This window comes from Flavobacterium hauense, from assembly GCF_054457175.1.
Map to the genome: position 1 here is coordinate 129,640 of NZ_JBTKVX010000006.1, position 20,424 is coordinate 150,063.

Below are 20,424 nucleotides of genomic sequence, written 5' to 3' on the forward strand. Positions count from 1 at the left end.
ATGCTAGGTTAATGACAGGTTAATGGCTAGCCGGGCTATGTTTGTGATGGCAGAAACCCTTAGTTTTGTATCTTGCATATAGTAACCCTGAACATGAAGCGTAAAATACTTTTCCTTATTGTTGGATGCATAATTACGGTTACGGCACTTGCCGTGATACAGGGCTATTTTATATATAACACCTATAAGCTGAAAGCCAAAGAGGCAAATGCTGAAATTACCCAACAGTTCCTTGAGCTGGAAACTTCCGGAAAGCTTGATTCCATAAACGGAGCATGGATGCTTCAAACCAGTAAATTCATACGAAATTATTACGACCATAAAGCCAAAAAAGAAGATTATAAAAAACTGATAACAAAAGTTTCCGACTCCTTATCAGAGGTTATGGATGAGTACATCAATAAGAACCAAATCTTTGAACAATATGAGGTAAATTATATCAATTACCTGAAAACAATTGTACTCCTGAGAGACGGAAGTAAAATTCCTGACACATTGTTTAAAGGTAAACTAATGCTTTATGGCAACAATACAGCAGGCACACCCGAAACACCGGCATCACGATCTACCTGGCGGGACGGGAAATACAGCGACGATCATAAAACAACTACCGAATATACTTTTGAAGTCGTGTCCCAACGTTATTACAGCATTGCCAACTGGGAAAGGCGTGTATATATAAAAATGGCGGGGCTACTTATCTTTTCGGTAATGCTGCTTAGTTTTGTGGTAATACTGTTTTACCTCTCCATTAAGAATCTTATTACTCAGAAAAAAATCGCCGAGATAAAGACCGACTTTATCAATAACATAACCCACGAATTTCAGACACCCCTCGCCGCGCTTGATATTGCCGTAAAAACGCTTCACCGGAAAGAAGGCCAGCTTACCGAAGAGCATTTTAAGCATTCGCTCGAAATTATTGACAGACAAAATGTGCGTATGCAAAAGCTGTTTGGACAGGTAACCGAAGCTTCTCTGACCGAAGGCAACATCACCGCTGCTCAGGAGCAGATAATCGACAATACCTCCATTAAAGAAATACTGGACGATTTTATGCTTTCGCATCCAGGCATTACAACACACGTTGAGACATTAGGTGCTGTCCTGTATATGGACAGGTTTCATTTTGCTACCCTGCTCATCAATCTTCTGGATAATGCTGTAAAATATGGTGCAGACACCATTAGTATAAGCCTACAGAAAACAGACGCGAATGCCACCTTACGCATAAAAGACAACGGTATTGGCATTGCCAGAAAAGAACAAAAAGCAATATTCGAAAAATTCTATCGTGTACAAAAAGGCAACATACATACTACTAAAGGCCTTGGCCTCGGGTTGTTTTATGTACATCAATTGGTTAAAGCGTATAATGGCAGTATCACTGTAAACAGCGAAGAAGGCAATGGTGCCCAATTTATAATTTCAATCCCACAGCCGTGAAGCATATATTATTAGCCGAAGACGATTTTGATTATGCCAGCATTTTAAGACAGTATCTTGAGATATCCGGATTCACCGTTACCTGGGCCAAAGACGGTGCCGAAGCATTGGCTTTATTCCCCGAAGCCAATCCCGACATCTGTGTATTTGATGTAATGATGCCAAAAATGGATGGCTTTACGCTGGCTGAAAAAGTTATTGCAGCAAATCCTGAAACACCAATAGTTTTCCTGACAGCAAAAGGCATGAAAGAAGACAAGATCCGCGGACTGAAGCTGGGCGCCGATGATTATGTTGTAAAGCCATTTGAAGCTGATGAGCTGATACTTCGCATTACTAATATACTGAAGCGTTCCCAACGTGGTTTCTCCGTAACAGCTTCAGACAACAATACAATGAAAATTGGAAATTATACGTTTGACGGGACTAATTATACCCTGGCATTGAACGAGACCCTGCATCGGCTTACCGAAAAGGAAGCCCATCTTATTGGCTACCTGTTTACGAACAAGAACCGCATGATTAAACGTGATGATATATTAAAAGAGGTATGGGGCAGTGACGATTTTTTTTCAGGCCGCAGCATGGATGTCTTCATAAGCAGGTTGAGGAAATATTTTAGCGAAGATGCATCGATTGCCATAAACAGTTACAGAGGATTAGGGCTTGAATTTAAAATTAATTCCTGATAATCAATTTTTTAATTACATTTACATAACCAACAAATAGTAAACAATGGCACGATCAATACTCTTATTATTTCTTCTCTTATTTTGCATATCGGATATTTCGGTGCAAAATCAGCATGAAGCTTCAATTTCAGAAGATATAAGTATAAATCTGCCTTTTAATACTTTCGCTGTTGTAGATGCCAGCGAAATGTGTAAGCCAACCGGTGTAGAAACAGTAACCTTTACCGAAGGCAGGACTGAACCTGCTCCGGAGAAAAAGAAACCTGTGACTAAAGCCTCAAAGAAAAAAACGACTAAAAAAGTACGTCAAAAAAGCGTTTAGGCTTATACTAATTGTCCGCTAAATTTCTCCCTATACATTTTTGGGGTCATTCCCACATTCTTTTTGAACAGCGTACGGAAAGTCTTCAGATCATTATATCCTGACTCCAGCATTACTTCAAGTATACTGTGACGCGACTGCTCAAGCATTTGCTTGGCGGCTTCAATGCGTGTCTTTTGCAAATATTCTATTGGTGTAATTCCCGTAACCTGCTTAAAGCGTCGCACAAGATTGCGTCGACTGGCCGGCACATCAATAATAAGCTCTTCTATGGTGTTGGCTGTACTGAAATTTTTACGAATCTCTTCCTGTGCTCTTTTTACCAAATCGTCGCCGTGGTCTTCGGCAGGGGTGAATGTCCCAAAATAGGTTTGCCTGTTTCGGTCAAGGTCAATCGAAAATACTTTAGCAGCTTTAACAGCTACCTTTTTACTGCAATATATCTCAAGCAGCAACATCAATAAATGAAAAGTATTGGTAGCTCCCCCACTGGTATAAATCCTGTCTTTCTCTGTCACCACAGCTTCGGCCTGTAACTGTACTAAAGGAAATAATTTAGCGAATGTCGATTCTGCATTAATATGTGTCGTCGCCGGTTTGTTGTCAAGCAATCCGGACGCACCAAGCAAAAATGCACCTGTACAGAAACTCGCAATAGCCGCCCCTTCCTTGTACTGATCCTGAAGCCACGGTATCCACGCCATATTAGCTTTTAGCGATTCGGCGAGCCACTCTCCTGTAAATGATGGTACAAGGAGAAGGTCATAATAATTGTCTTTTGATGGGTTTTTAGAGGTATAGCCGGGATACGACATACTTTCGTGAGCAGGCATATGCAGCAGGTCAATAACAAAAGGTTCCTGTTCGCCCTCATTACGGTAAAAGCGGTTTGCAGTTTCAAGTACATCAATTATCGCGGCCACACTCAGTAAACGGTGGTCTTTGGTCAGTAAGATTCCTAATTGCATAGCGGTATGATTAGAGGGGGAATAACAAATATAATATTTTTGTCTTAAACACCCCCTTATCTTGACTTTTATAACACCATAACTATAAATTGTTTAGCTTAACTTTGCTTAAGAGATTCAGTAACAGTTGTATTTCTAAATAAACTGTTAATTTTTTACACAAAAACAAAAAGCCAATTATCATTCATAAACAAAAACTGAAAGCCATGAGTACTAAAATCATTAATAAAACAATTGCAATAAACGCCTCTCCAATGAGAGTTTGGGAAGTGCTTCTCAACAGCCCTTACGTAGAAGAATGGTATGCTGAATTTGGCGAAGGCCTTAAAGCAGAAACCGACTGGTCGCCCGGAAGCAAATACAGGGTTGTTGACAACAATGGTTTCGGTATGATTGGTAAGATTGCTGAGAATGTACCCGAAAAGACGCTATCAATCAAAGCCGAAGGGCTTGTAAAAGACAACAAAGATGATTTTGAAAGCGACGATGCTAAAAAAGTAATAGGAAACCATGAAACCTACTGGCTATCTGAAACTAAAGAAGGCACAAAACTCGATATAGAGTCGGCTTGTGATGAGGAATACTCTGATATGATGGCAGACATGTGGGACAAGGCCCTTGATAAAATTAAAAAGCTTTCTGAAAAATAAACTTTACAACAAACAAACAAACAAACAAACAAACAAACAGAACCAGACAATGAAAATCTTAAAAACAGTCCTTATTATAATAGTCGTTCTTATTGCGCTTCCGTTTGTCATTGCCATATTCGTTAGCAAAGAATATAATGTAACCCGTGACATCGTTATCAATAAACCGAAAGCTGAAGTGTTTGACTATGTGAAACACATTAAAAACCAGGACCATTACAGCGTTTGGAACATGGCCGATCCGGGAATGAAAAAAAATCATACCGGGACTGACGGTACAGTAGGTTTTATATACCATTGGGACGGTAATGACGAAGTTGGTGAAGGCAAACAGGAAATTACCGCCATTAAAGAAGGTGAACGCGTAGATATGGATCTGCAATTCATTCGCCCTTTTGAAGGAGATGCACATACTTACATGACGACTAAAGATACACTTGGAGGCACCAAAGTAAGCTGGAATATGACAGGCTACAGCAACTACCCTATGAATATCATGAACCTGATGATGAACAAACAGCTGGGCGGTGCATTTGAAAAAGGACTTATCAACATGAAAAATAATCTCGAAAAATAATATAACATGATGACCATAATCTGGATAATACTGATCATTATCGCTGTACCCGCTGTTATAGCCCTGTTCCTTCCTAAAGAATATACAGTAGAAACTTTTACCATAATCAACAGGCCAAAGCATATGGTATTTGATTATATAAAATATGTAAACAACCAAGAAGAGTATAGCAAATGGGTAAAGACCGATCCTAATATCAAAAAGACCCTGACAGGAGTTGATGGTACCGTAGGCTACATTTATGCCTGGGACGGCAATAGCAAAGCAGGTGCCGGCGAACAAGAGATTACTGCCATAGTGGATGGCGAACGTATCTCAACCGAAGTACATTTTACAAGGCCTTTTAAAAGTATTGCGCATTTCTATATCGCAACAGAGGCTGATAGCGAGCACGGCACAAAGGTGACATGGCACATGACCGGAAAAAGCCCTTACCCCGTAAACCTGATGACTGCCCTCATGAAAAACACATTACGCAATGATATGTCCGTCAGCCTTAATGACCTGAAAAAAATCCTGGAGAGCAGGTAAACAACAGCAAACAAACAAACAAACAAACAAACAAACAATTAATCTAAATAATTATGAATTCTTTGAATCCTTATCTGAACTTCAACGGCAATACCGAGGAAGTATTCAATTTCTACAGAAGCGTTTTTGGCGGCGAATTTGCCATGCTTATGCGCTTTGGCGATACACCGGGCTGTGAAGACATGCCCGAGACAGAGAAAAATGGCATTATGCATGTGGCACTACCCATAGGCTCCAGTGTGATAATGGGTACTGATGTACCTAAGTCAATGGAACAGGTTTCTGTCGGTACTAACATGTCAATAAGTATGAATGCGAACAGCCGTGAAGAAGCTGACCGTATTTATAATGGACTAAGCGCTGGAGGTAAAGCTACCATGCCTATGAATGATATGTTTTGGGGAGATTACTACGGTATGCTAACTGACAAGTTTGAAATACAGTGGATGATAAGCTATAACGAGAAGTATCTTCAAAAATAGTAATCGGAAGATTCATCTAAAAAATTCAAAGCTATGTTTAAAGACACTAAAGCATTCAGCGGCTATTCGGTAAACGATACCGCCAAAGCAAAAGCTTTTTACAGCGGACTACTTGGGATCGATGTAAAGAATGGAGAAATGGGTATTTTAGAGCTGCACATCAATGGCGGAATCCCTATTATACTTTATCCAAAACCCAATCATCAACCAGCAACCTTTACGGTTCTTAACTTCCCGGTTCCCAATGTAGAAAAAGCCGTAAAGCAGCTCAAAGATAAGGGGATAGTTTTTGAAAGCTACGAGTTCGACAATATGAAAACTGACCCCGACAACATCTTTCGGGGAGGCGGACCGCTAATCGCCTGGTTTAAAGATCCGGCAGGGAATATACTTTCGGTACTGGAAGAATAAATTCAGTGGTCAAAATTACTAAATTGAGATTTGCTTCGCCAGTCGGCTAAAGCCTCGTGTCTCCACTCCACTGCGTTTTGGTCGAAATGACAAAAAATTCAATCATCAACCTGCCCCAATTGTGGCAGATAAAAATGACTGTTATGTCAAAAGAAATTATCAACCAGTTAGAGGCTGCGCTGAGTGAAACCCTGCAGCTTCTTTCTTCTTTTAATGAGAAAGAAATGAACACCGTTCCCTTTGAAGGAAGCTGGACCGCCGCGCAGGTATGCCAGCATCTGTATAAATCAGAAGACGGCATGGATCAGCTGCTTTATGCTCCTACAGAACAAGCCCATAGAAACCCTGAGGAAAAAGCAGCATGGCTTAAGGAAATCTTCCTGAATTTTGACACCAAAATGAAATCACCCGATTTTATCCTACCTGAAGACAAGCATTATGATAAAGCCGACCTGGAAGGGCCGCTGAAAGCAACCAAAGATAAAATGGTAGAAGCTGCCCATAAAGTGAACCTTACAGAAATGGCTCCCCTGCCCAACGGGCATCCCTTTGAAGGCAATACTAAATTAGAGATGCTGCATTTTATAACCTATCATACCATGAGGCATAACCATCAGCTGAAGAATATTCGTGAGAAACTTCAATAAGTTTTCAGTCGTAGTCACAGTTTTCGTTTAATATATCACATTACAAAATCTGAAAATTGTGACTGTGACTGAGAATTGATCTACCCCTCCCTGTAATTGATCATCACTTTTACCATCTTATACAATTCAGGCAGCTTTTGCCTGAATTCCTGTGGAGATTCAAAAAAGCTCTCAAACACCACCGCCATGAATTCATGCTGATTGGTAAAAGCATAATCCCTGAGATATCCCGAATTCATTATTTTATTCCGGTTAGCAGGATTAGCAGAGAATGCCCTGATCTCTTCAAACATATCTTTGTAAATGACGAGGGATGCCTCAGGCCTTCTTTTAGTTATTGCACACAAATGCAGTACGTGTGCAAATTCATGCAGGCCAAGGTTCATATTATCAGTATCAAAATCTATCCCTTGCTGAAAGTCTTTCCACGAAAAAACAATTGCTTTTGCAGCAGGATTGAATTCTCCTTTATGATAATCGCCATTTTGCGATTCGAATACGTCAGGATAAATTATAATTACGTTAAAAAGAGACGGCAGATAGTCCCTCATCCCAAAAGTCAGCATAACCGATGTGGCAGCAATCTTTACCTTCATTTCTTCTGTCACTTCAATATCATGCCTCCCTATAAACTGATAGTTATCAATAAAAATCCTGATACGATGTCGAAAATATTTTTTACGGCGCTCTGAAAGATTGCGGTAAAAACTGAATTGTTTATCAAGCACTGCTTTTTCACCTAAAGATAATTCTTTTGGAAAAGGATAGAAATGAACATATACCGGCTTATTGAAAAGTAGTATGTAAGTAGGTTCGATTATCCTCCTGAATATGAAATATACAAATGCGAGAGCGATTAAGATTACAAACAAAAGTGTGGCCAGATCAGCGAAAATCTCCATAAGTGCAGTTATAGTCTGCAAAATAGGCAAAAGGAATTATAAAAACTATCAGATAATGGAAAAGGGAGCTATAGCTCCCTTTTATCATGTATCGTTTCAATTTTCAGGTATTAAAAATCATATTCTATCGATGCTGATCCGTTTGGTGGCACAATACCTTGCTGGTGGCGTGCTTCCTGACCATCCAGATAAATGTACAGGTCATAATTAACATCTATGCCCGCAGTACCTGTAAAATCAACATCAAGTTGCGCTTTGAATGGCATTTCAACTGTCTGTGCATGTTCGAACCCAAGTATCGACTGATATTCTTCGTCTGCAACTACCATGGCTTCTGTAGGGTCTTTATAAGTAATCTTTGCAATAACCGACCTGTTTACAACAACTTTATATTTTATATCAACAATTCCGGCAAGCTGTTGGGCCTCATTATCGCCGTCACCGCTACAAGATGCTAAGATCAGCAATGACAAAACAAATATAAATTTAAGTCCTCTAAGTAAAGTCCCCTTCATATAGTTAATCTATTATTTAAATATTCAATTACAAACTTAATAAATTATACGTATAAATAAAGGGAGCGGTTGCTCCCTTTATAAATTATTTTTTGTGCGATAAGATTCCCTCTTTTAGTACCTGTCCAAACTCATACATATCTTCAAAAGAACAGTATAGCGGTACCGGTGCAAGACGGATAACGTTTGGCTCGCGCCAGTCGGTTATCACTCCTTTTTTCATCAGGTACTCAAACAGCGACCTTCCTTCTCCGTGAAGGAAAACCGATATCTGTGAAGCCCTTTGTGCAGGGTCAGATGGTGTGATCACTTCAAAATTACCGTTAACCTCTTTATCGATCTCACCAAGGATAAACTCAAGATAAGATGTGATCAGGTCACGCTTTTGGATAAGTGCCGGCATACCTACTTCGTCAAACATCTCTACAGATGCCAGGTATGGTGCCAATGCAATTACAGGAAGGCAACTCACCTGCCATCCGTTTGCTCCACGGATAGGATCAAAGTTTGGTTCCATAAGGAAACGGCGCTCTTTATTATGGCCCCACCATCCGGCGAAGCGATTAAGGTCCATATCGTTGTGGTGCATTTCGTGCACGAATGCCCCCGATGCATTACCTGGCCCTGAGTTCATGTATTTGTAGCTGCACCATGCGGCGAAGTCTACATTCCAGTCATGCAGTTCCAGCTTTATATTACCCGCAGCATGTGCAAGATCCCAGCCCACATAGGCTCCGGCTTCCTGTCCTGCTTTGGTTATGGTTTTCATATCAAATACCTGTCCTGTATAGTAGTTTACACCACCTATAAGCACAAGTGCAAGCTCATCGCCTACCTCTTTTATCTTGTCAAGAACATCTTCAAGGCGAATGTTATGCTCTCCCGGCCTTCTTTTCAGCTCAACGATAGCATCTTCAGGCTCAAGCCCATGGAATTTCACCTGGCTTTTGATCATGTACTGATCGCTTGGAAAAGCTTTCTCCTCGCATATAATCCTGAAGCGCTTTGCTGTAGGGCGGTAAAAGCTTACCATCATAAGGTGAAGATTAATGGTAAGTGTATTCATTACCGTAACTTCCGATGGTAGTGCGCCAACTACTTTACTAAGGGGTGCAGCAAAACGCTCGTGATAATCCCACCATGGCTTATCGGCATAGAAATGGCCTTCTACAGCCAGTTTAGCCCAATCGTCCATGATCTCATCTACGTAAGCTTTCGTCCTTTTAGGCTGAAGCCCAAGTGAATTTCCCGTAAAATATATTACCTGCTTGCCATTTACATGCGGAAAATGGAACTCGTCCCTGTATTTTGCCAGCTTGTCATTAGCATCAAGCTGCTTTGCGTATTCGCGTGTATTTTGAAAATCCATTATCGTTTGTTTGTTGAGGCGTAAAAGTAAGAAATTATTAAAAAATGATAAAGTTTTTTATTTATTCAATAACCTCAAACGTTGCGATTGGATTGGCCTTATTCTTAAAATTAAACTCGCCTACCGGATTACAGCTAAACGATTCTTTAGTTTTTTTATATACTTCTTCGGTAATTAATATCTGGCCGGGCTTCGCTGCACTCTGTAGTCGTTGTGCAAGGTTTACCACATCGCCAATTACCGTATAATCAAGTCGTTTTAATGATGCCGAGCCTATATTGCCCGACAGCATTTCGCCGCTGTTAATACCAATAGAAATTTGTGGTTTATAAGATATACCTGCTAAGGTAACTGCCTCCGCCTTTTCAATATATGCACGTATTGCCAGTGCTGCATCCATTGCACGATCCAGATGAAAATCGCCCCTGAATACTGCCATTACAGCATCACCCATAAATTTATCCACATGCCCGTTTTGACCTATCACTTCGCCTACAATCTTGTCAAAAATACCGTTCAGAAGGTTTACCACCTCATTAGCCGGAGCTCTTTCCGTTATTGATGTAAAGCCGCAAACATCTATGAATATAACCGTTGCATCTAGTATTTCATTTTTAAGCAACGTGTTTTCAAACTCTTTATGCGCCATAAAATTGAGCACATTCTCGTCTACATACATTTTGAGGATGTTGTTTTCTTTGATGGCCTGCAGTGTTTCCTGCATCTGCCTTACATATCCGGCTGTTTTTTCTATTGTAAGCTCAAGGTCTTCAAAATCTACCGGTTTCACCACAAAATCAAAAGCGCCACGGTTCATAGCAGTACGGATATTCTGCATATCGCCATAAGCCGAAACCACAACAGCTTTAAGCACCGGATTTACTTCAGCAAGCCTTGTCAGCAGGGTTAGCCCATCCATTACCGGCATGTTAATATCACTCAACACTACCGTAAGGTCGGGGTGCTCACCTATTTTAACGAGTGCCTCTTCGCCATTTTGTGCAAACACAAACTCATATATGTTTTCGCGTATTTTTTTTCGAAATTTTTGTTTTACCAGTATCTCTAAATCCGCTTCATCGTCTACGACGAGTATCTTAGTCATGGTGTGGTAAGGTTTTTAATTTTTCTTTTAAAAGTGTAAAATCAAGTGGCTTGGTCAAAAAGTCGTCTGCCCCGTTATCCATTGCCTGATTATAATTTTCATCGTCGCCATAAGCCGTAACCATCATTACAACGGGAGACGGATGATGATAGTTCTTTCTTATAGTCCCTAATAGTTGTATACCACTCATTCCCGGCATATTAATATCAGACAGGATGAGAACTACTTCGTTATGTTTGTCATGCAGATATTCCAGTGCTTCTTCGCCCGAAAGGGCAAAGTCAAAATCTATTTCCCCTATTTTTATTTCTTTCCTGAAATGCTGCAAAAAAAGTGACTGCACATCGGCCTCATCATCTACTACAAGTATCTTCATGTTATTTAAGTTATTGCTGCACTCTACCCTAATGGTAATATGCTAATGTACTATTTATATCTCTATCAAGTAATTCGCGAATCATCAATCTTTTTTGAGCCTGATGATAAACTCAGAAAATTCTCCATTCTGCGAATTAATATCGATGCTGCCACCATGCCCCTTAACTATGATGTCATAGCTAAGCGACAGCCCCAATCCTGTACCCTCGCCTGTAGGTTTTGTAGTAAAGAAAGGCTGCAGTATCTTATCTCTTATCTCATCCGGAATCCCTGTACCATTATCTCTGATCGTTATGATTATATTGCTGTCATCCTGGGTTGTGGTTACGCTAAGCGTAGGCATATAATCCTTATCTGCTGTTTTTTGTTTTTGCTGTGTGGCATAAAACGCATTGGTAAACATATTAAGCAAAACACGGCCCACATCCTGTCCTACAATGGCAACCTTTGGCAGGCTTTCATCAAACTGAGTTATCATTTTAGCGTTAAAGCTTTTGTCTTTAGCCCTTAGCCCATGATACGCCAGTCGAAGGTATTCATCAGCCAGTATATTGATGTCTGCCGGTTCCTTAAGTCCTGACGAAGCCCTGCTGTGTTGCAGCATTCCTTTTACGATACCATCTGCCCTGCGGCCATGATGTGCAATTTTTTCAAGATTCTGCTTTACATCGCCGGCTATTGCCAATGCCTCTTCGACATCTCCTTTTTGCAGTTCTTCCTCCATTTCTCCCAGGAGTTCGACACTCACATCACTAAAATTATTTACAAAATTGAGCGGATTCTGAATCTCGTGAGCAATACCTGCTGTAAGCTCTCCCAGTGATGCCATTTTTTCTGATTGTATAAGCTGATTTTGCGTCTGCTTAAGATCCTCCAGTGATTTTCTGAGTTCCGCTGTACGTTCGTCTACCTCCCTTTGCAGTTCTTCTTTCTGGGCAGCTATAAGTCTGTTACGTTCTTCCTCTTTTTCGAGTGCGGCTCTTGCATTGGCTATTTGAAGTGATTTAAAACGCGCAAACATTCCCCAGGAAAGCACCAGTATCGTATACATACCAAACAGCGGGATTACCCAGTTAAAAGGGAGTATGGCCGAAAATATCGGGCTAACCATAAATGGTATTGCCGCAATAACAAAAAGGCGTGCTTCTTTATCTTTTTTACGCAACAACGAAATAATCATAACGATCGCAGCTATAAAAAAAGCAAATATTACCAATGACATGACACCAATTATGACAAATAAGAAAATTATAAGATTTAACTGGTAGGCAATAAAGATAAGCACTCCCGTAATCCCAATGGTAATTGAAGAATACACCAGGAATTTATCCCATCCGGGAAAATGAATACTTACCCTGAAAAAATAACGCGTTGTCTGGATAAGCATTATTATAAAGCAAGTTACTGTAAAAGCAACAAATGCGGGGTAACCTGCCCTGAATTCATCAAATATCAGTGATGAGAAAACGCTTTGCGCCAGCCACAATGCTGCAGTAAGAAGTGTGATGGAATACACCAGATACACCCTTTCCCTGTTTACATAATAAAAGAAAAAATTAAATATAACCGCAAAGATTATAAAACCAAAAAAACCGAACGATATAACATCGTCCGTGGTGAAGTTATGCTTTTTGATATAATGGTAGTCTATTACTTTCAGATAATCACCAATCTCGGGAGCCAGTCCCGACATAATTGTAATTTGCCCCAAATCACTGTATACTTTTATTTCTTCACCCTGTTTTAGCGTAAAAATAATTTGTGACAATTGTTTCAGGCCTTTTCTCTGGCTCCAGGGAACCATGTCGCCTACAAGGTAATGTTTCCACTTACCATTTTGAAGCACATATAATTCTTCTATAGGCTTTTGCGCCGAAAAAGTAATAGTATGTGGCAGCTTCGATTCGTTTTTTAGCTTATAGCGTGTCCAGACATGTGGCTTATCAAAGTTGTTAGAAATATTACCGGTTTTAGAGTAGCTAAACTTTTTTAGCGTTTCTGCTTTCAAAACGTCTTTTAGGCTAAGATGTTTTTCACCTGTATTTAAGTATTGCCAGTTTTCAAGAGGGAGATCCTGTGTGTAGAGTAGTGAATCTGCATTTATTTTATAAGGTTCAGGCCATACATCCTGTGCCTGTAAAGGAAAGAAGGATAGTAAAAGCAGGATAACGAATATTTTTTTCATAGTTGCCATTGGTTAACGATGCGGTGGTAAAACATCATTTTTGGTTTGGTTTCGTTAGCAGGAGGACAATTTCAAAGCTCTCAGACTAACCCCTGCAAGCTACAAAATTTTTGTTAAAAATTTCAACTTTTAAGACCGCATCAAAACTGACTACAGACCATAAAAAAAGCGGCCAATGGCCGCTTCTATATTGAATTACACAAATTACAGGATAAGCATCGCGTCTCCGTAAGTGTAAAAACGGTAACCTTCTTTTACAGCCTCATCATAAGCTTTGCGCATAAGATCATGACCCATAAAGGCTGAGATCATCATAAGCAATGTAGATTTTGGCGTATGGAAATTAGTGATCATGCAATCAGCCACACTAAAATCATATGGAGGGAAGATAAATTTATTTGTCCAGCCCACGTAAGGGTTAAGCGTTTTCGCAGACGACACAGAACTCTCCATGGCACGCATGGTGGTAGTTCCTACCGCACAAATCTTATGTTTGGCCGTTTTTGCTTTGTTCACAATATCACACGCTTCCTGTGTAATGATAAGCTCTTCAGAGTCCATTTTGTGTTTAGAAAGATCTTCCACTTCAACCGGATTAAAAGTACCAAGACCCACGTGAAGTGTTATCTCAGCAAAATCTATCCCTTTAATTTCCAGTCTTTTAAGCAAATGCTTAGAGAAGTGAAGTCCTGCAGTTGGTGCAGCAACGGCACCTTCTTCTTTAGCATAGATCGTTTGGTAACGCTCAGCATCTTCAGGTACAACCTCACGGTTTATATATTTAGGTATTGGGGTCTCTCCAAGCTCAGTAAGCTTATTACGAAACTCCTCATACGAGCCATCATAAAGAAAGCGAAGTGTTCTTCCGCGAGAAGTTGTATTATCAATAACTTCTGCTACAAGAGAGTCGTCATCGCCAAAATATAGTTTATTTCCTATCCTTATTTTTCTTGCAGGATCAACCAAAACATCCCAAAGGCGCTGTTCAGAATTAAGTTCCCTTAAAAGGAAAACTTCAATTCTCGCTCCGGTTTTTTCCTTATTGCCATAAAGACGTGCAGGAAAAACTTTGGTATTGTTAAGTACCATTACATCTCCTTCATCAAAATAATCCAGTACGTCTTTAAACAGCTTATGCTCTATAGTACCGGTCTTCCTGTTTATCACCATAAGGCGTGCTTCGTCCCTGTTTTCAGCAGGAAATTCGGCAAGAAGCTCTTTAGGCAGGTTGAAATTGAAGTTAGATAATTTCATGTTCACTTTTATTTTTAGGCAGTTAGGGCTTATTTACCCTCTGCTTTAATTGCCTGCAAATATACTATCGCCACATAGGCGTTGTCAAGTGTTTTGCGATATATTTATTTTAAAATGTAAAATCTGCTGTAAAACAAAGCCCAGACTCCTTATAAAGTGGTAACTGAAAAGCCAATCTTATGCATATCATTCCAAAAAGAAGGATATGATTTTGACACCACTTCTGCATCCTTAATCATAATTGGGACTTTGATTGCCAATGGAGCAAAAGCCATAGCCATTCGATGATCGTTATAGGTTGCAATAGCGATATTGGGGTTTATACTATCAGAAGGCTCCAGTGTAAGGCTATCATTAGTAACAGCTACCTTTGCCCCAAGTTTTTCAAGTTCGGTTTTAAGAGCTTCAAGCCTGTCGGTCTCTTTAATCTTTAATGTATGTAACCCCGTAAGATGGCAACTTATCCCTAAACCAAAACAGCTAACAGCAAGGGTTTGTGCTATATCTGGAGTATCTTTTAGCTGAAAGTTAATCGATGTCAATTCCAGGCTTACCCTGGTTAAGGTAATTTTATCACGGCCAAATTCAGTCTTTACCCCTAATTTTTCATACATAACAGCCAAAGCACTATCTCCCTGAAGGCTGTTTTGTTTGTATGAAGATAGTATTATGGATGCCCCGATTTCTGACAGGGCAATTACAGAATAAAAATAGGAAGCCGAACTCCAATCGCTCTCAACCGTAATGGTTGTAGGTTGTTGGTTGTTAGTTGATGGATTTACTGTAATAATGTGATTGCGGAATTCAGTATCAATTCCAATTTCATTAAGCAGTGAAAGTGTCATTTCTATATATGGTCGCGATGTAACTTCTCCTTCAAGCGTAATTTTAAGCCCGTTTTCTAGCTTTGCACCTATTAGCAACAATGCTGTGATGTACTGGCTGCTAACATCTGCCTTGATACTAACGGCATCATCAGTAAGCTTTTTTCCTTTTATTTTTAGCGGAGGATATCCTTCATTTTCAAGATATTCAATATCTGCCCCCAGAGTTCTAAGGGCTTGTACAAGAACACCTATTGGGCGCTCCTTCATACGTTGCGAACCCGTAAGTGTTACCAGCCTCTCCGGCTGAATGGCATAATAAGCAGTAAGAAAACGCATCGTGGTCCCTGCATGATGAACATCTACAACCTCATCTTTGGATGATAATGCTTTACGCATAGCTTCACTATCATCAGATCCGGAAGCGTTTTTTATAGTAATTCCGTAGTATAATGCCTGAAGTAACTCAAGCCTGTTGGTTTCAGACTTGCTCCCTGATATCTGTAAAGATGCAGGAATAATACTTTCGTGTAAATGCAGGCCAATATCCATTCGTTATTTTTTTTGATCTTCGGCAGCTCTCTTCTTTGCCATTCTTACACGCAATGGCTCAATAACAAGTACATGTATCAATGCCATGCCTACTATCCAGATGCTCAGAAAAGTCCATTGCCCTTTAAAGCCAACTCCCGAAAGCCATACCATCAGTATTCCAAATAATGAATATATGATAATCCCTCCAAAGAACTGTGCGATCTTTAGCCTCATAACTATTTCAGTTTCTCGTTATTATGATGCCTATCGTGGTCGCGCTTGCTTTTCAGGTCCATTTTTTTGTCAAAGGCTGCCTGCAAGTTTATGCCTGTCTGATTCGCCAGGCACAGCACTACAAAAACAACATCGGCAAGCTCTTCGCCCAGATCTTTGTTCTTATCGCTTTCTTTTTCGCTTTGTTCGCCGTAGCGACGAGCAATAATGCGTGCTACTTCCCCTACCTCTTCGGTAAGCTGAGCCATATTTGTAAGTTCATTAAAATAGCGCACACCGTGCTCTTTTATCCAATTGTCTACATCCAGCTGAGCATTATTGATATCCATAACTGTTCTTTATATATGCAGGTAAAATTAAAACTTTCTGCCGAGACTTTCCATAATAAAAAAGCACCGTTGTGTTACGGTGCTTTTTTATTATGCTTTTTTAAGTACAATCTTTTCCTTTTGTTTATCCGCCATCATTTGGTAAAAATCTTTCAAAGTTCTATAATAGTCTGAAGACACGTTATGATAATTAAGGTCAAAAGTAACCAGTACCTGTATTGTATTATTTTGCGAAACTACATTATATTTAAAACTTCCGATATTTTGTTCCATAGTTACCGCAGCAGGCTTTGGTAGCGATTCTACCACATAGCCTTCTGGTAATTTTATCGTTACCATATATTTATCCTGCCATGGGAAACCAAAATCAACCGGAAATTTTCTCTCTTCCTGCCTGAAAGGATTTTGAGTATCTGCAAAGAAGAGCATCGGGTTAAAATATATCCTGCTGTCTATAATTTCTACCATCCCCTTATTTGTAAAATCATACTCTTCAGTAACAGGCCCCGGATTTTCTTTATCCAGCGTTCTTTTATATGTCTCTATCTCAAGTCCCTTATATTTATTCTCCAGCTTTTCAAGATATTTCTCTTCATTCATTCCAGCATATCTTTCCTTGAATGTGTAGGCATAATAATCATTACGCTGATCACGGACTTTCCCTTTAAAAGTACCTTCCTTGTCAAGTGTAGCCACAACAGTTATTGTTTCTTTAGCGTTCTTCATCTGCATCAGGTCTACATCTGTAGTAGTACCATCTTTTCTAATCATTCGCCCCCTCCAGTTTAATGTCCTCTCAGGCAATATGTCGGGCTGAGTAAATTTGCTCGTCGCATCAAGAAGTACAATCTTTTTATCGATCTCAACTCCGGCAATAACATAATTATAAGAAGAATGGCTTGGATAAAGCGCCACACCATTATTTCGGGTACTTACAAGAACCGGATTAGCATTAAACCCTGCTTCTCTTAGCATAGCGGTAAGCATTAGGTTTATCTCTGCTACATTTCCAGTTTTTGACTCAAAAGCCTTTTTTACTCCTCTTTCGCATAAATAGCCATTCTCACCATCCCAGTTCATCCTTGACTTCACGTAAGAAAATATTTTGTTCATTTTCTCATTTTCAGGAGTCCCTTCAAGTATATTTTGCATGTCTTCTTTAAAATACGAATCCTGATTAAGTTCTTTTCCAAAATCATCATGCTTGTAAATAGTTTTAGCCAGCGATTCCCAGTCACTTGAATATTTTTTTATCCCCCCCGGAAAGTTTGTAGAAGCCAGTTCATACTTTAGTATCGACATATAGTTTTCAGGATTGTACACAAAAGGTTCGTCCTTAAATGCTTTTACATCCTTTGCCCAAAAAACATCTGTCAATTCATTATAGTTAGCACCTACCGGAGCTAAGAAACTCGTTTCTTCCTTATTTACTTTTTCATATCCGCTTAAATATCTGTTGTATAAAAAGTATTGTGGTACAGTTATTTTATATTCTACATAATTCGCAGGTATATCATATTGAAAGTACCAGTCCCTGAATGTCCAAAAATGCGGAGTCATTACAGTATATGTATATTCTATTATACTGCCTTCCTTAACATTTGGCATTGTTATTTTCTTTTTTACATAATCCTTACTAACTTCTTCAGTAAATTCTCCATCACTTTTAAGTTTCGTTCTTACAATTTCGTCCCCTTCAAGATTGTAAGTATATGCGTCGGAAAAATAACCTTTAGTCATTTGCCCACCCGTGTAATATGTAATTTGATCGGTTGCATACTTATAACCTTCTTTTTTATATACCTTAATACGGGTCTGCACCTCTGTTATCAAATACCAATCGCTGCTTGCTACAGGAAAATAACTCTTACCAATGCGGTGTATAATCGCTGCGGGTGCGCTGCTATCCAGCGGATGAGCTTTTTCGAGAAGTTCTTCCTTTGTTATTTTTTTTGGTTTATAATTCTGTGCTATTACGCTAAAACCTGACAATAAGCAAATTATAGCTATTACTGACTTATATTTAAATACTGGCAAAACCTACGCTTTTTTAAGTACAATCTTCTCACTTTGTTTTTCGATCATCTTGTTGTAGAAATCTTTGATCGTGGGATAATAATCCGGAGCCAGCGTCGCCGCATTAATATCAAGCACCACACCTACCTGTATGGTGTTGGAGCTGCTTCCTACATTGTATTTAAAACTCCCTATATTTTCTTCCATAACTATAGTAGTCCCTTTAGGCATTGACTCTACAACATAGCCCTCCGGCAATGTAATATTGATCATGTATTTATCCTGATGCGGAAAAACAAAATCTATCGGATACTCCCTTTTTTCTAATTTAAAAGGGTTCTCCCTTTGTGTAAAGAATAACATTGGGTTAATATATATTTTGCCCCCAATAACATCTGCCAGATTATCATGGGTAAAGTCATAATCTTCGACAACCGGTTTTGTAAAATCTTTATCCGATACATTGTAGTTACTTATTTGGATACCTCCCATATTTTTTTCCAACTTTTCAAGATAAACCTCTTTATTTATACTACTGTAGTGTTCCCTAAAGACAAAAGCATTATAATCTACATACTGATCCCTGGCTTTGCCCGTAATTTTTCCGTCGGTATCGATCTTAGCCGAGATATTGATCACTTCTTTTGAAATTGTCTTAGGGCTAAGGTCTATATTTGCCGAACTACCATCTTTACGTATCAGCCTGCCGTACCAATTTACGGCACGTGTTGGCAGTATGTTAGGCATCGCAGCTTTCGATGTAGCATCCATTAAAGTAATCTTTCCATCAACATCTACCGCCGAGATCACATAATTAAATGCCGACCTGTTGGGAAACATCGCAATTTTATGGCTGCGGGTGCTCACTAGAACAGGATTTGCGTCCAGCCCTGCATAGCGCAGCATTGCCGTAAGCATCAGGTTAATTTCAGCAGTATTTCCCGTCTTATCTTTATACGCTTTTTTAACCCCGCCATCGCATGAGTAACCTGTATATTCATTCCAGTTCATCCTGTCTTTCACATAAGTAAATATCAGAGATGTTTTTTCTTCCCTCGATGTTACCCCTTTAAGCAAGGTTGCCAAATCATTTTCAAAATAGCCCGTCTTATCCAGTTCAGGGCCAAAATCCTCATACTTATAAATTGTTTTGGCTACATCCTCCCAAGTCGAAGAAAATGTCTTTACAGGCTCATTTGGATATTTTGTCATAGACAGCTCATGTTCAATACTGGCAGTATAATTATCAATATTATTGACATAGGCCTCATCCTTCATAGCAGGCATCTTTTCAAGTATATAGGTAGTAGAATGCTCCTGATACTCTATCTTTTTGTTTTCAAAAGTAGTCTTGGTGGTATACGTCCCTGACCTGTCTTTTGATGTGTAATTAAAAGTTGTGTTTCTTGTAGTCCTGGTTATTTTAGGAGAATAATAGCCTCTAAAAACAGGGTTATATACATAATATTCGGGTATTACAGTAGTATATGAAGAGTAGTTCACTGGAATCTCTTCCTGAAACTCCCATTCGGGAAACAGAGTAATAAACGGTGATTTTATCGTGTATTTATATTCAATTATACTACCTTCCTTAACATCAGGCATCATGATTTTTTTTGAAGTCCAAAATTTATTAATGACCTCATTAAATTCGCCCTCGCTTTTTAGTTTGGATTTTTTAATGACTCCGCCTTCAATATTATAGGTAACGGCTTTAGAAACATCAACAGTTTCTTTACTGCTACCAGACATATAAAGAGGAATGATCCTGGTTGCCCATTCATAGCCTTCTTTAGCGTATATCTTGATTTTCATCTCTACTTCAGTCACAAGATCAAAACCATCATGTTCTGAAAGGGTCATATAAGTTTTCCCACGGCTGAACAAAATTGCTGCTCCGGCTGAAGGGTCTATAGGATGTTTTTTCTCTTCAAGCTCTTCTTTTGTTACTGCGCCCAGCTCATATTGTTGAGCAGAAACAGGTAGGGCAGCTATTAAGAAGAAAACAAAAAAATGAAGTAATTTCATGGTAAGGGTAATAGATTAGGTTGGT

The 20,424-nt window shown here is 39.4% G+C and carries 22 protein-coding genes; 9 read left to right on the top strand and 13 right to left on the bottom strand.

Translation table 11 applies throughout. The features are described from left to right. The first annotated feature begins 93 nt into the window (after nt 1-93). From ACX0HA_RS05825 to ACX0HA_RS05835, 3 genes are read left to right on the top strand one after another with little or no spacing between them, the layout of a single operon-like run. The gene (locus ACX0HA_RS05825) at nt 94-1,446 is read left to right on the top strand and encodes a sensor histidine kinase (RefSeq protein ID WP_458844330.1); all 1,353 of its coding nucleotides are present in this window, start codon (nt 94-96) and stop codon (nt 1,444-1,446) included. After that, entirely contained in the window at nt 1,443-2,135 is a 693-nt protein-coding gene (locus tag ACX0HA_RS05830) for a response regulator transcription factor (protein ID WP_458844331.1), read from the top strand. Before ACX0HA_RS05825 ends, ACX0HA_RS05830 begins: the two co-directional genes overlap by 4 nt. A gap of 46 nt (nt 2,136-2,181) precedes the next feature. After that, on the top strand, nt 2,182-2,460 hold the full coding sequence (locus ACX0HA_RS05835) for a hypothetical protein (RefSeq protein ID WP_458844332.1): 279 nt from the start codon (nt 2,182-2,184) through the stop codon (nt 2,458-2,460). A gap of 2 nt (nt 2,461-2,462) precedes the next feature. Here the strand turns inward: ACX0HA_RS05835 and ACX0HA_RS05840 are convergent, their stop codons facing one another. Beyond that, nucleotides 2,463-3,428 carry a GlxA family transcriptional regulator gene (locus tag ACX0HA_RS05840; protein WP_458844333.1) on the bottom strand — a complete coding sequence of 322 codons (966 nt, stop codon included), beginning with the start codon at nt 3,426-3,428 and terminating at the stop codon, nt 2,463-2,465. A 206-nt stretch (nt 3,429-3,634) separates the two neighbouring features. Between ACX0HA_RS05840 and ACX0HA_RS05845 the strand changes: the two genes are divergently transcribed. From ACX0HA_RS05845 to ACX0HA_RS05870, 6 genes are all read left to right on the top strand, one after another. Beyond that, nucleotides 3,635-4,078 carry an SRPBCC family protein gene (locus ACX0HA_RS05845; protein WP_458844334.1) on the top strand — a complete coding sequence of 148 codons (444 nt, stop codon included), beginning with the start codon at nt 3,635-3,637 and terminating at the stop codon, nt 4,076-4,078. A gap of 49 nt (nt 4,079-4,127) precedes the next feature. Next, a complete protein-coding gene (locus ACX0HA_RS05850; RefSeq protein ID WP_458844335.1) occupies nt 4,128-4,655 on the top strand; it encodes an SRPBCC family protein in 528 nt (175 codons plus the stop codon). A gap of 6 nt (nt 4,656-4,661) precedes the next feature. Further along, a complete protein-coding gene (locus ACX0HA_RS05855) occupies nt 4,662-5,186 on the top strand; it encodes an SRPBCC family protein (RefSeq protein WP_458844336.1) in 525 nt (174 codons plus the stop codon). A gap of 53 nt (nt 5,187-5,239) precedes the next feature. Next, the gene (locus ACX0HA_RS05860; protein WP_458844337.1) at nt 5,240-5,668 is read left to right on the top strand and encodes a VOC family protein; all 429 of its coding nucleotides are present in this window, start codon (nt 5,240-5,242) and stop codon (nt 5,666-5,668) included. Nucleotides 5,669-5,701: 33 nt separating this feature from the next. Further along, the gene (locus ACX0HA_RS05865; protein ID WP_458844338.1) at nt 5,702-6,079 is read left to right on the top strand and encodes a VOC family protein; all 378 of its coding nucleotides are present in this window, start codon (nt 5,702-5,704) and stop codon (nt 6,077-6,079) included. Between the two features lie 143 nt (nt 6,080-6,222). Next, complete coding sequence (locus ACX0HA_RS05870; protein ID WP_458844339.1) at nt 6,223-6,726, top strand: DinB family protein; 504 nt, start codon at nt 6,223-6,225, stop codon at nt 6,724-6,726. A gap of 80 nt (nt 6,727-6,806) precedes the next feature. Here the strand turns inward: ACX0HA_RS05870 and ACX0HA_RS05875 are convergent, their stop codons facing one another. From ACX0HA_RS05875 to ACX0HA_RS05930, 12 genes are all read right to left on the bottom strand, one after another. Further along, the gene (locus tag ACX0HA_RS05875) at nt 6,807-7,628 is read right to left on the bottom strand and encodes a zinc-dependent peptidase (protein WP_458844340.1); all 822 of its coding nucleotides are present in this window, start codon (nt 7,626-7,628) and stop codon (nt 6,807-6,809) included. A 110-nt stretch (nt 7,629-7,738) separates the two neighbouring features. Beyond that, the gene (locus ACX0HA_RS05880; protein ID WP_458844341.1) at nt 7,739-8,143 is read right to left on the bottom strand and encodes a hypothetical protein; all 405 of its coding nucleotides are present in this window, start codon (nt 8,141-8,143) and stop codon (nt 7,739-7,741) included. A gap of 85 nt (nt 8,144-8,228) precedes the next feature. Then, nucleotides 8,229-9,512 carry a kynureninase gene (gene kynU / locus ACX0HA_RS05885; protein ID WP_458844342.1) on the bottom strand — a complete coding sequence of 428 codons (1,284 nt, stop codon included), beginning with the start codon at nt 9,510-9,512 and terminating at the stop codon, nt 8,229-8,231. A gap of 61 nt (nt 9,513-9,573) precedes the next feature. Then, the gene (locus tag ACX0HA_RS05890) at nt 9,574-10,617 is read right to left on the bottom strand and encodes an adenylate/guanylate cyclase domain-containing protein (RefSeq protein WP_458844343.1); all 1,044 of its coding nucleotides are present in this window, start codon (nt 10,615-10,617) and stop codon (nt 9,574-9,576) included. Further along, nucleotides 10,610-10,993, bottom strand: coding sequence for a response regulator (locus tag ACX0HA_RS05895; protein WP_458844344.1), 384 nt, complete (start codon nt 10,991-10,993; stop codon nt 10,610-10,612). The genes ACX0HA_RS05890 and ACX0HA_RS05895 overlap by 8 nt, the downstream gene beginning before the upstream one ends. An 84-nt stretch (nt 10,994-11,077) precedes the next feature. Beyond that, nucleotides 11,078-13,180: a sensor histidine kinase gene (locus tag ACX0HA_RS05900; RefSeq protein ID WP_458844345.1), complete on the bottom strand. Its 2,103-nt coding sequence runs from the start codon at nt 13,178-13,180 to the stop codon at nt 11,078-11,080. A 204-nt stretch (nt 13,181-13,384) separates the two neighbouring features. Continuing rightward, nucleotides 13,385-14,434 (bottom strand): tRNA preQ1(34) S-adenosylmethionine ribosyltransferase-isomerase QueA, encoded by a 1,050-nt coding sequence (gene queA, locus ACX0HA_RS05905; protein ID WP_458844346.1) that lies wholly within the window; start codon nt 14,432-14,434, stop codon nt 13,385-13,387. Nucleotides 14,435-14,583: 149 nt separating this feature from the next. Further along, nucleotides 14,584-15,810, bottom strand: a complete 1,227-nt coding sequence (aroA, locus tag ACX0HA_RS05910) for a 3-phosphoshikimate 1-carboxyvinyltransferase (protein WP_458844347.1) — start codon at nt 15,808-15,810, stop codon at nt 14,584-14,586. Between the two features lie 3 nt (nt 15,811-15,813). After that, nucleotides 15,814-16,026, bottom strand: coding sequence for a hypothetical protein (locus ACX0HA_RS05915; RefSeq protein WP_458844348.1), 213 nt, complete (start codon nt 16,024-16,026; stop codon nt 15,814-15,816). 2 nt (nt 16,027-16,028) lie between these two features. Further along, a complete protein-coding gene (locus ACX0HA_RS05920) occupies nt 16,029-16,355 on the bottom strand; it encodes a nucleotide pyrophosphohydrolase (RefSeq protein ID WP_458844349.1) in 327 nt (108 codons plus the stop codon). A gap of 90 nt (nt 16,356-16,445) precedes the next feature. Next, a complete protein-coding gene (locus ACX0HA_RS05925) occupies nt 16,446-18,392 on the bottom strand; it encodes a DUF3857 domain-containing protein (protein WP_458844350.1) in 1,947 nt (648 codons plus the stop codon). Between the two features lie 3 nt (nt 18,393-18,395). Then, entirely contained in the window at nt 18,396-20,399 is a 2,004-nt protein-coding gene (locus ACX0HA_RS05930) for a transglutaminase domain-containing protein (RefSeq protein ID WP_458844351.1), read from the bottom strand. Nucleotides 20,400-20,424 lie beyond the last annotated feature (25 nt).

What these genes read in the sequence shown, in the direction of transcription:
- ACX0HA_RS05865 (WP_458844338.1), top strand. Translation starts at nt 5,702, where the DNA reads ATGTTTAAAGACACTAAAGCATTCAGCGGCTATTCGGTAAACGATACC.
- ACX0HA_RS05845 (WP_458844334.1), top strand. Translation starts at nt 3,635, where the DNA reads ATGAGTACTAAAATCATTAATAAAACAATTGCAATAAACGCCTCTCCA.
- ACX0HA_RS05835 (WP_458844332.1), top strand. Translation starts at nt 2,182, where the DNA reads ATGGCACGATCAATACTCTTATTATTTCTTCTCTTATTTTGCATATCG.
- ACX0HA_RS05875 (WP_458844340.1), bottom strand. Translation starts at nt 7,628, where the DNA reads ATGGAGATTTTCGCTGATCTGGCCACACTTTTGTTTGTAATCTTAATC.
- ACX0HA_RS05930 (WP_458844351.1), bottom strand. Translation starts at nt 20,399, where the DNA reads ATGAAATTACTTCATTTTTTTGTTTTCTTCTTAATAGCTGCCCTACCT.
- ACX0HA_RS05880 (WP_458844341.1), bottom strand. Translation starts at nt 8,143, where the DNA reads ATGAAGGGGACTTTACTTAGAGGACTTAAATTTATATTTGTTTTGTCA.
- ACX0HA_RS05915 (WP_458844348.1), bottom strand. Translation starts at nt 16,026, where the DNA reads ATGAGGCTAAAGATCGCACAGTTCTTTGGAGGGATTATCATATATTCA.
- ACX0HA_RS05920 (WP_458844349.1), bottom strand. Translation starts at nt 16,355, where the DNA reads ATGGATATCAATAATGCTCAGCTGGATGTAGACAATTGGATAAAAGAG.
- ACX0HA_RS05855 (WP_458844336.1), top strand. Translation starts at nt 4,662, where the DNA reads ATGATGACCATAATCTGGATAATACTGATCATTATCGCTGTACCCGCT.
- ACX0HA_RS05895 (WP_458844344.1), bottom strand. Translation starts at nt 10,993, where the DNA reads ATGAAGATACTTGTAGTAGATGATGAGGCCGATGTGCAGTCACTTTTT.
- ACX0HA_RS05870 (WP_458844339.1), top strand. Translation starts at nt 6,223, where the DNA reads ATGTCAAAAGAAATTATCAACCAGTTAGAGGCTGCGCTGAGTGAAACC.
- kynU (WP_458844342.1), bottom strand. Translation starts at nt 9,512, where the DNA reads ATGGATTTTCAAAATACACGCGAATACGCAAAGCAGCTTGATGCTAAT.
- ACX0HA_RS05900 (WP_458844345.1), bottom strand. Translation starts at nt 13,180, where the DNA reads ATGAAAAAAATATTCGTTATCCTGCTTTTACTATCCTTCTTTCCTTTA.
- ACX0HA_RS05890 (WP_458844343.1), bottom strand. Translation starts at nt 10,617, where the DNA reads ATGACTAAGATACTCGTCGTAGACGATGAAGCGGATTTAGAGATACTG.
- ACX0HA_RS05840 (WP_458844333.1), bottom strand. Translation starts at nt 3,428, where the DNA reads ATGCAATTAGGAATCTTACTGACCAAAGACCACCGTTTACTGAGTGTG.
- ACX0HA_RS05825 (WP_458844330.1), top strand. Translation starts at nt 94, where the DNA reads ATGAAGCGTAAAATACTTTTCCTTATTGTTGGATGCATAATTACGGTT.
- ACX0HA_RS05850 (WP_458844335.1), top strand. Translation starts at nt 4,128, where the DNA reads ATGAAAATCTTAAAAACAGTCCTTATTATAATAGTCGTTCTTATTGCG.
- queA (WP_458844346.1), bottom strand. Translation starts at nt 14,434, where the DNA reads ATGAAATTATCTAACTTCAATTTCAACCTGCCTAAAGAGCTTCTTGCC.
- ACX0HA_RS05860 (WP_458844337.1), top strand. Translation starts at nt 5,240, where the DNA reads ATGAATTCTTTGAATCCTTATCTGAACTTCAACGGCAATACCGAGGAA.
- aroA (WP_458844347.1), bottom strand. Translation starts at nt 15,810, where the DNA reads ATGGATATTGGCCTGCATTTACACGAAAGTATTATTCCTGCATCTTTA.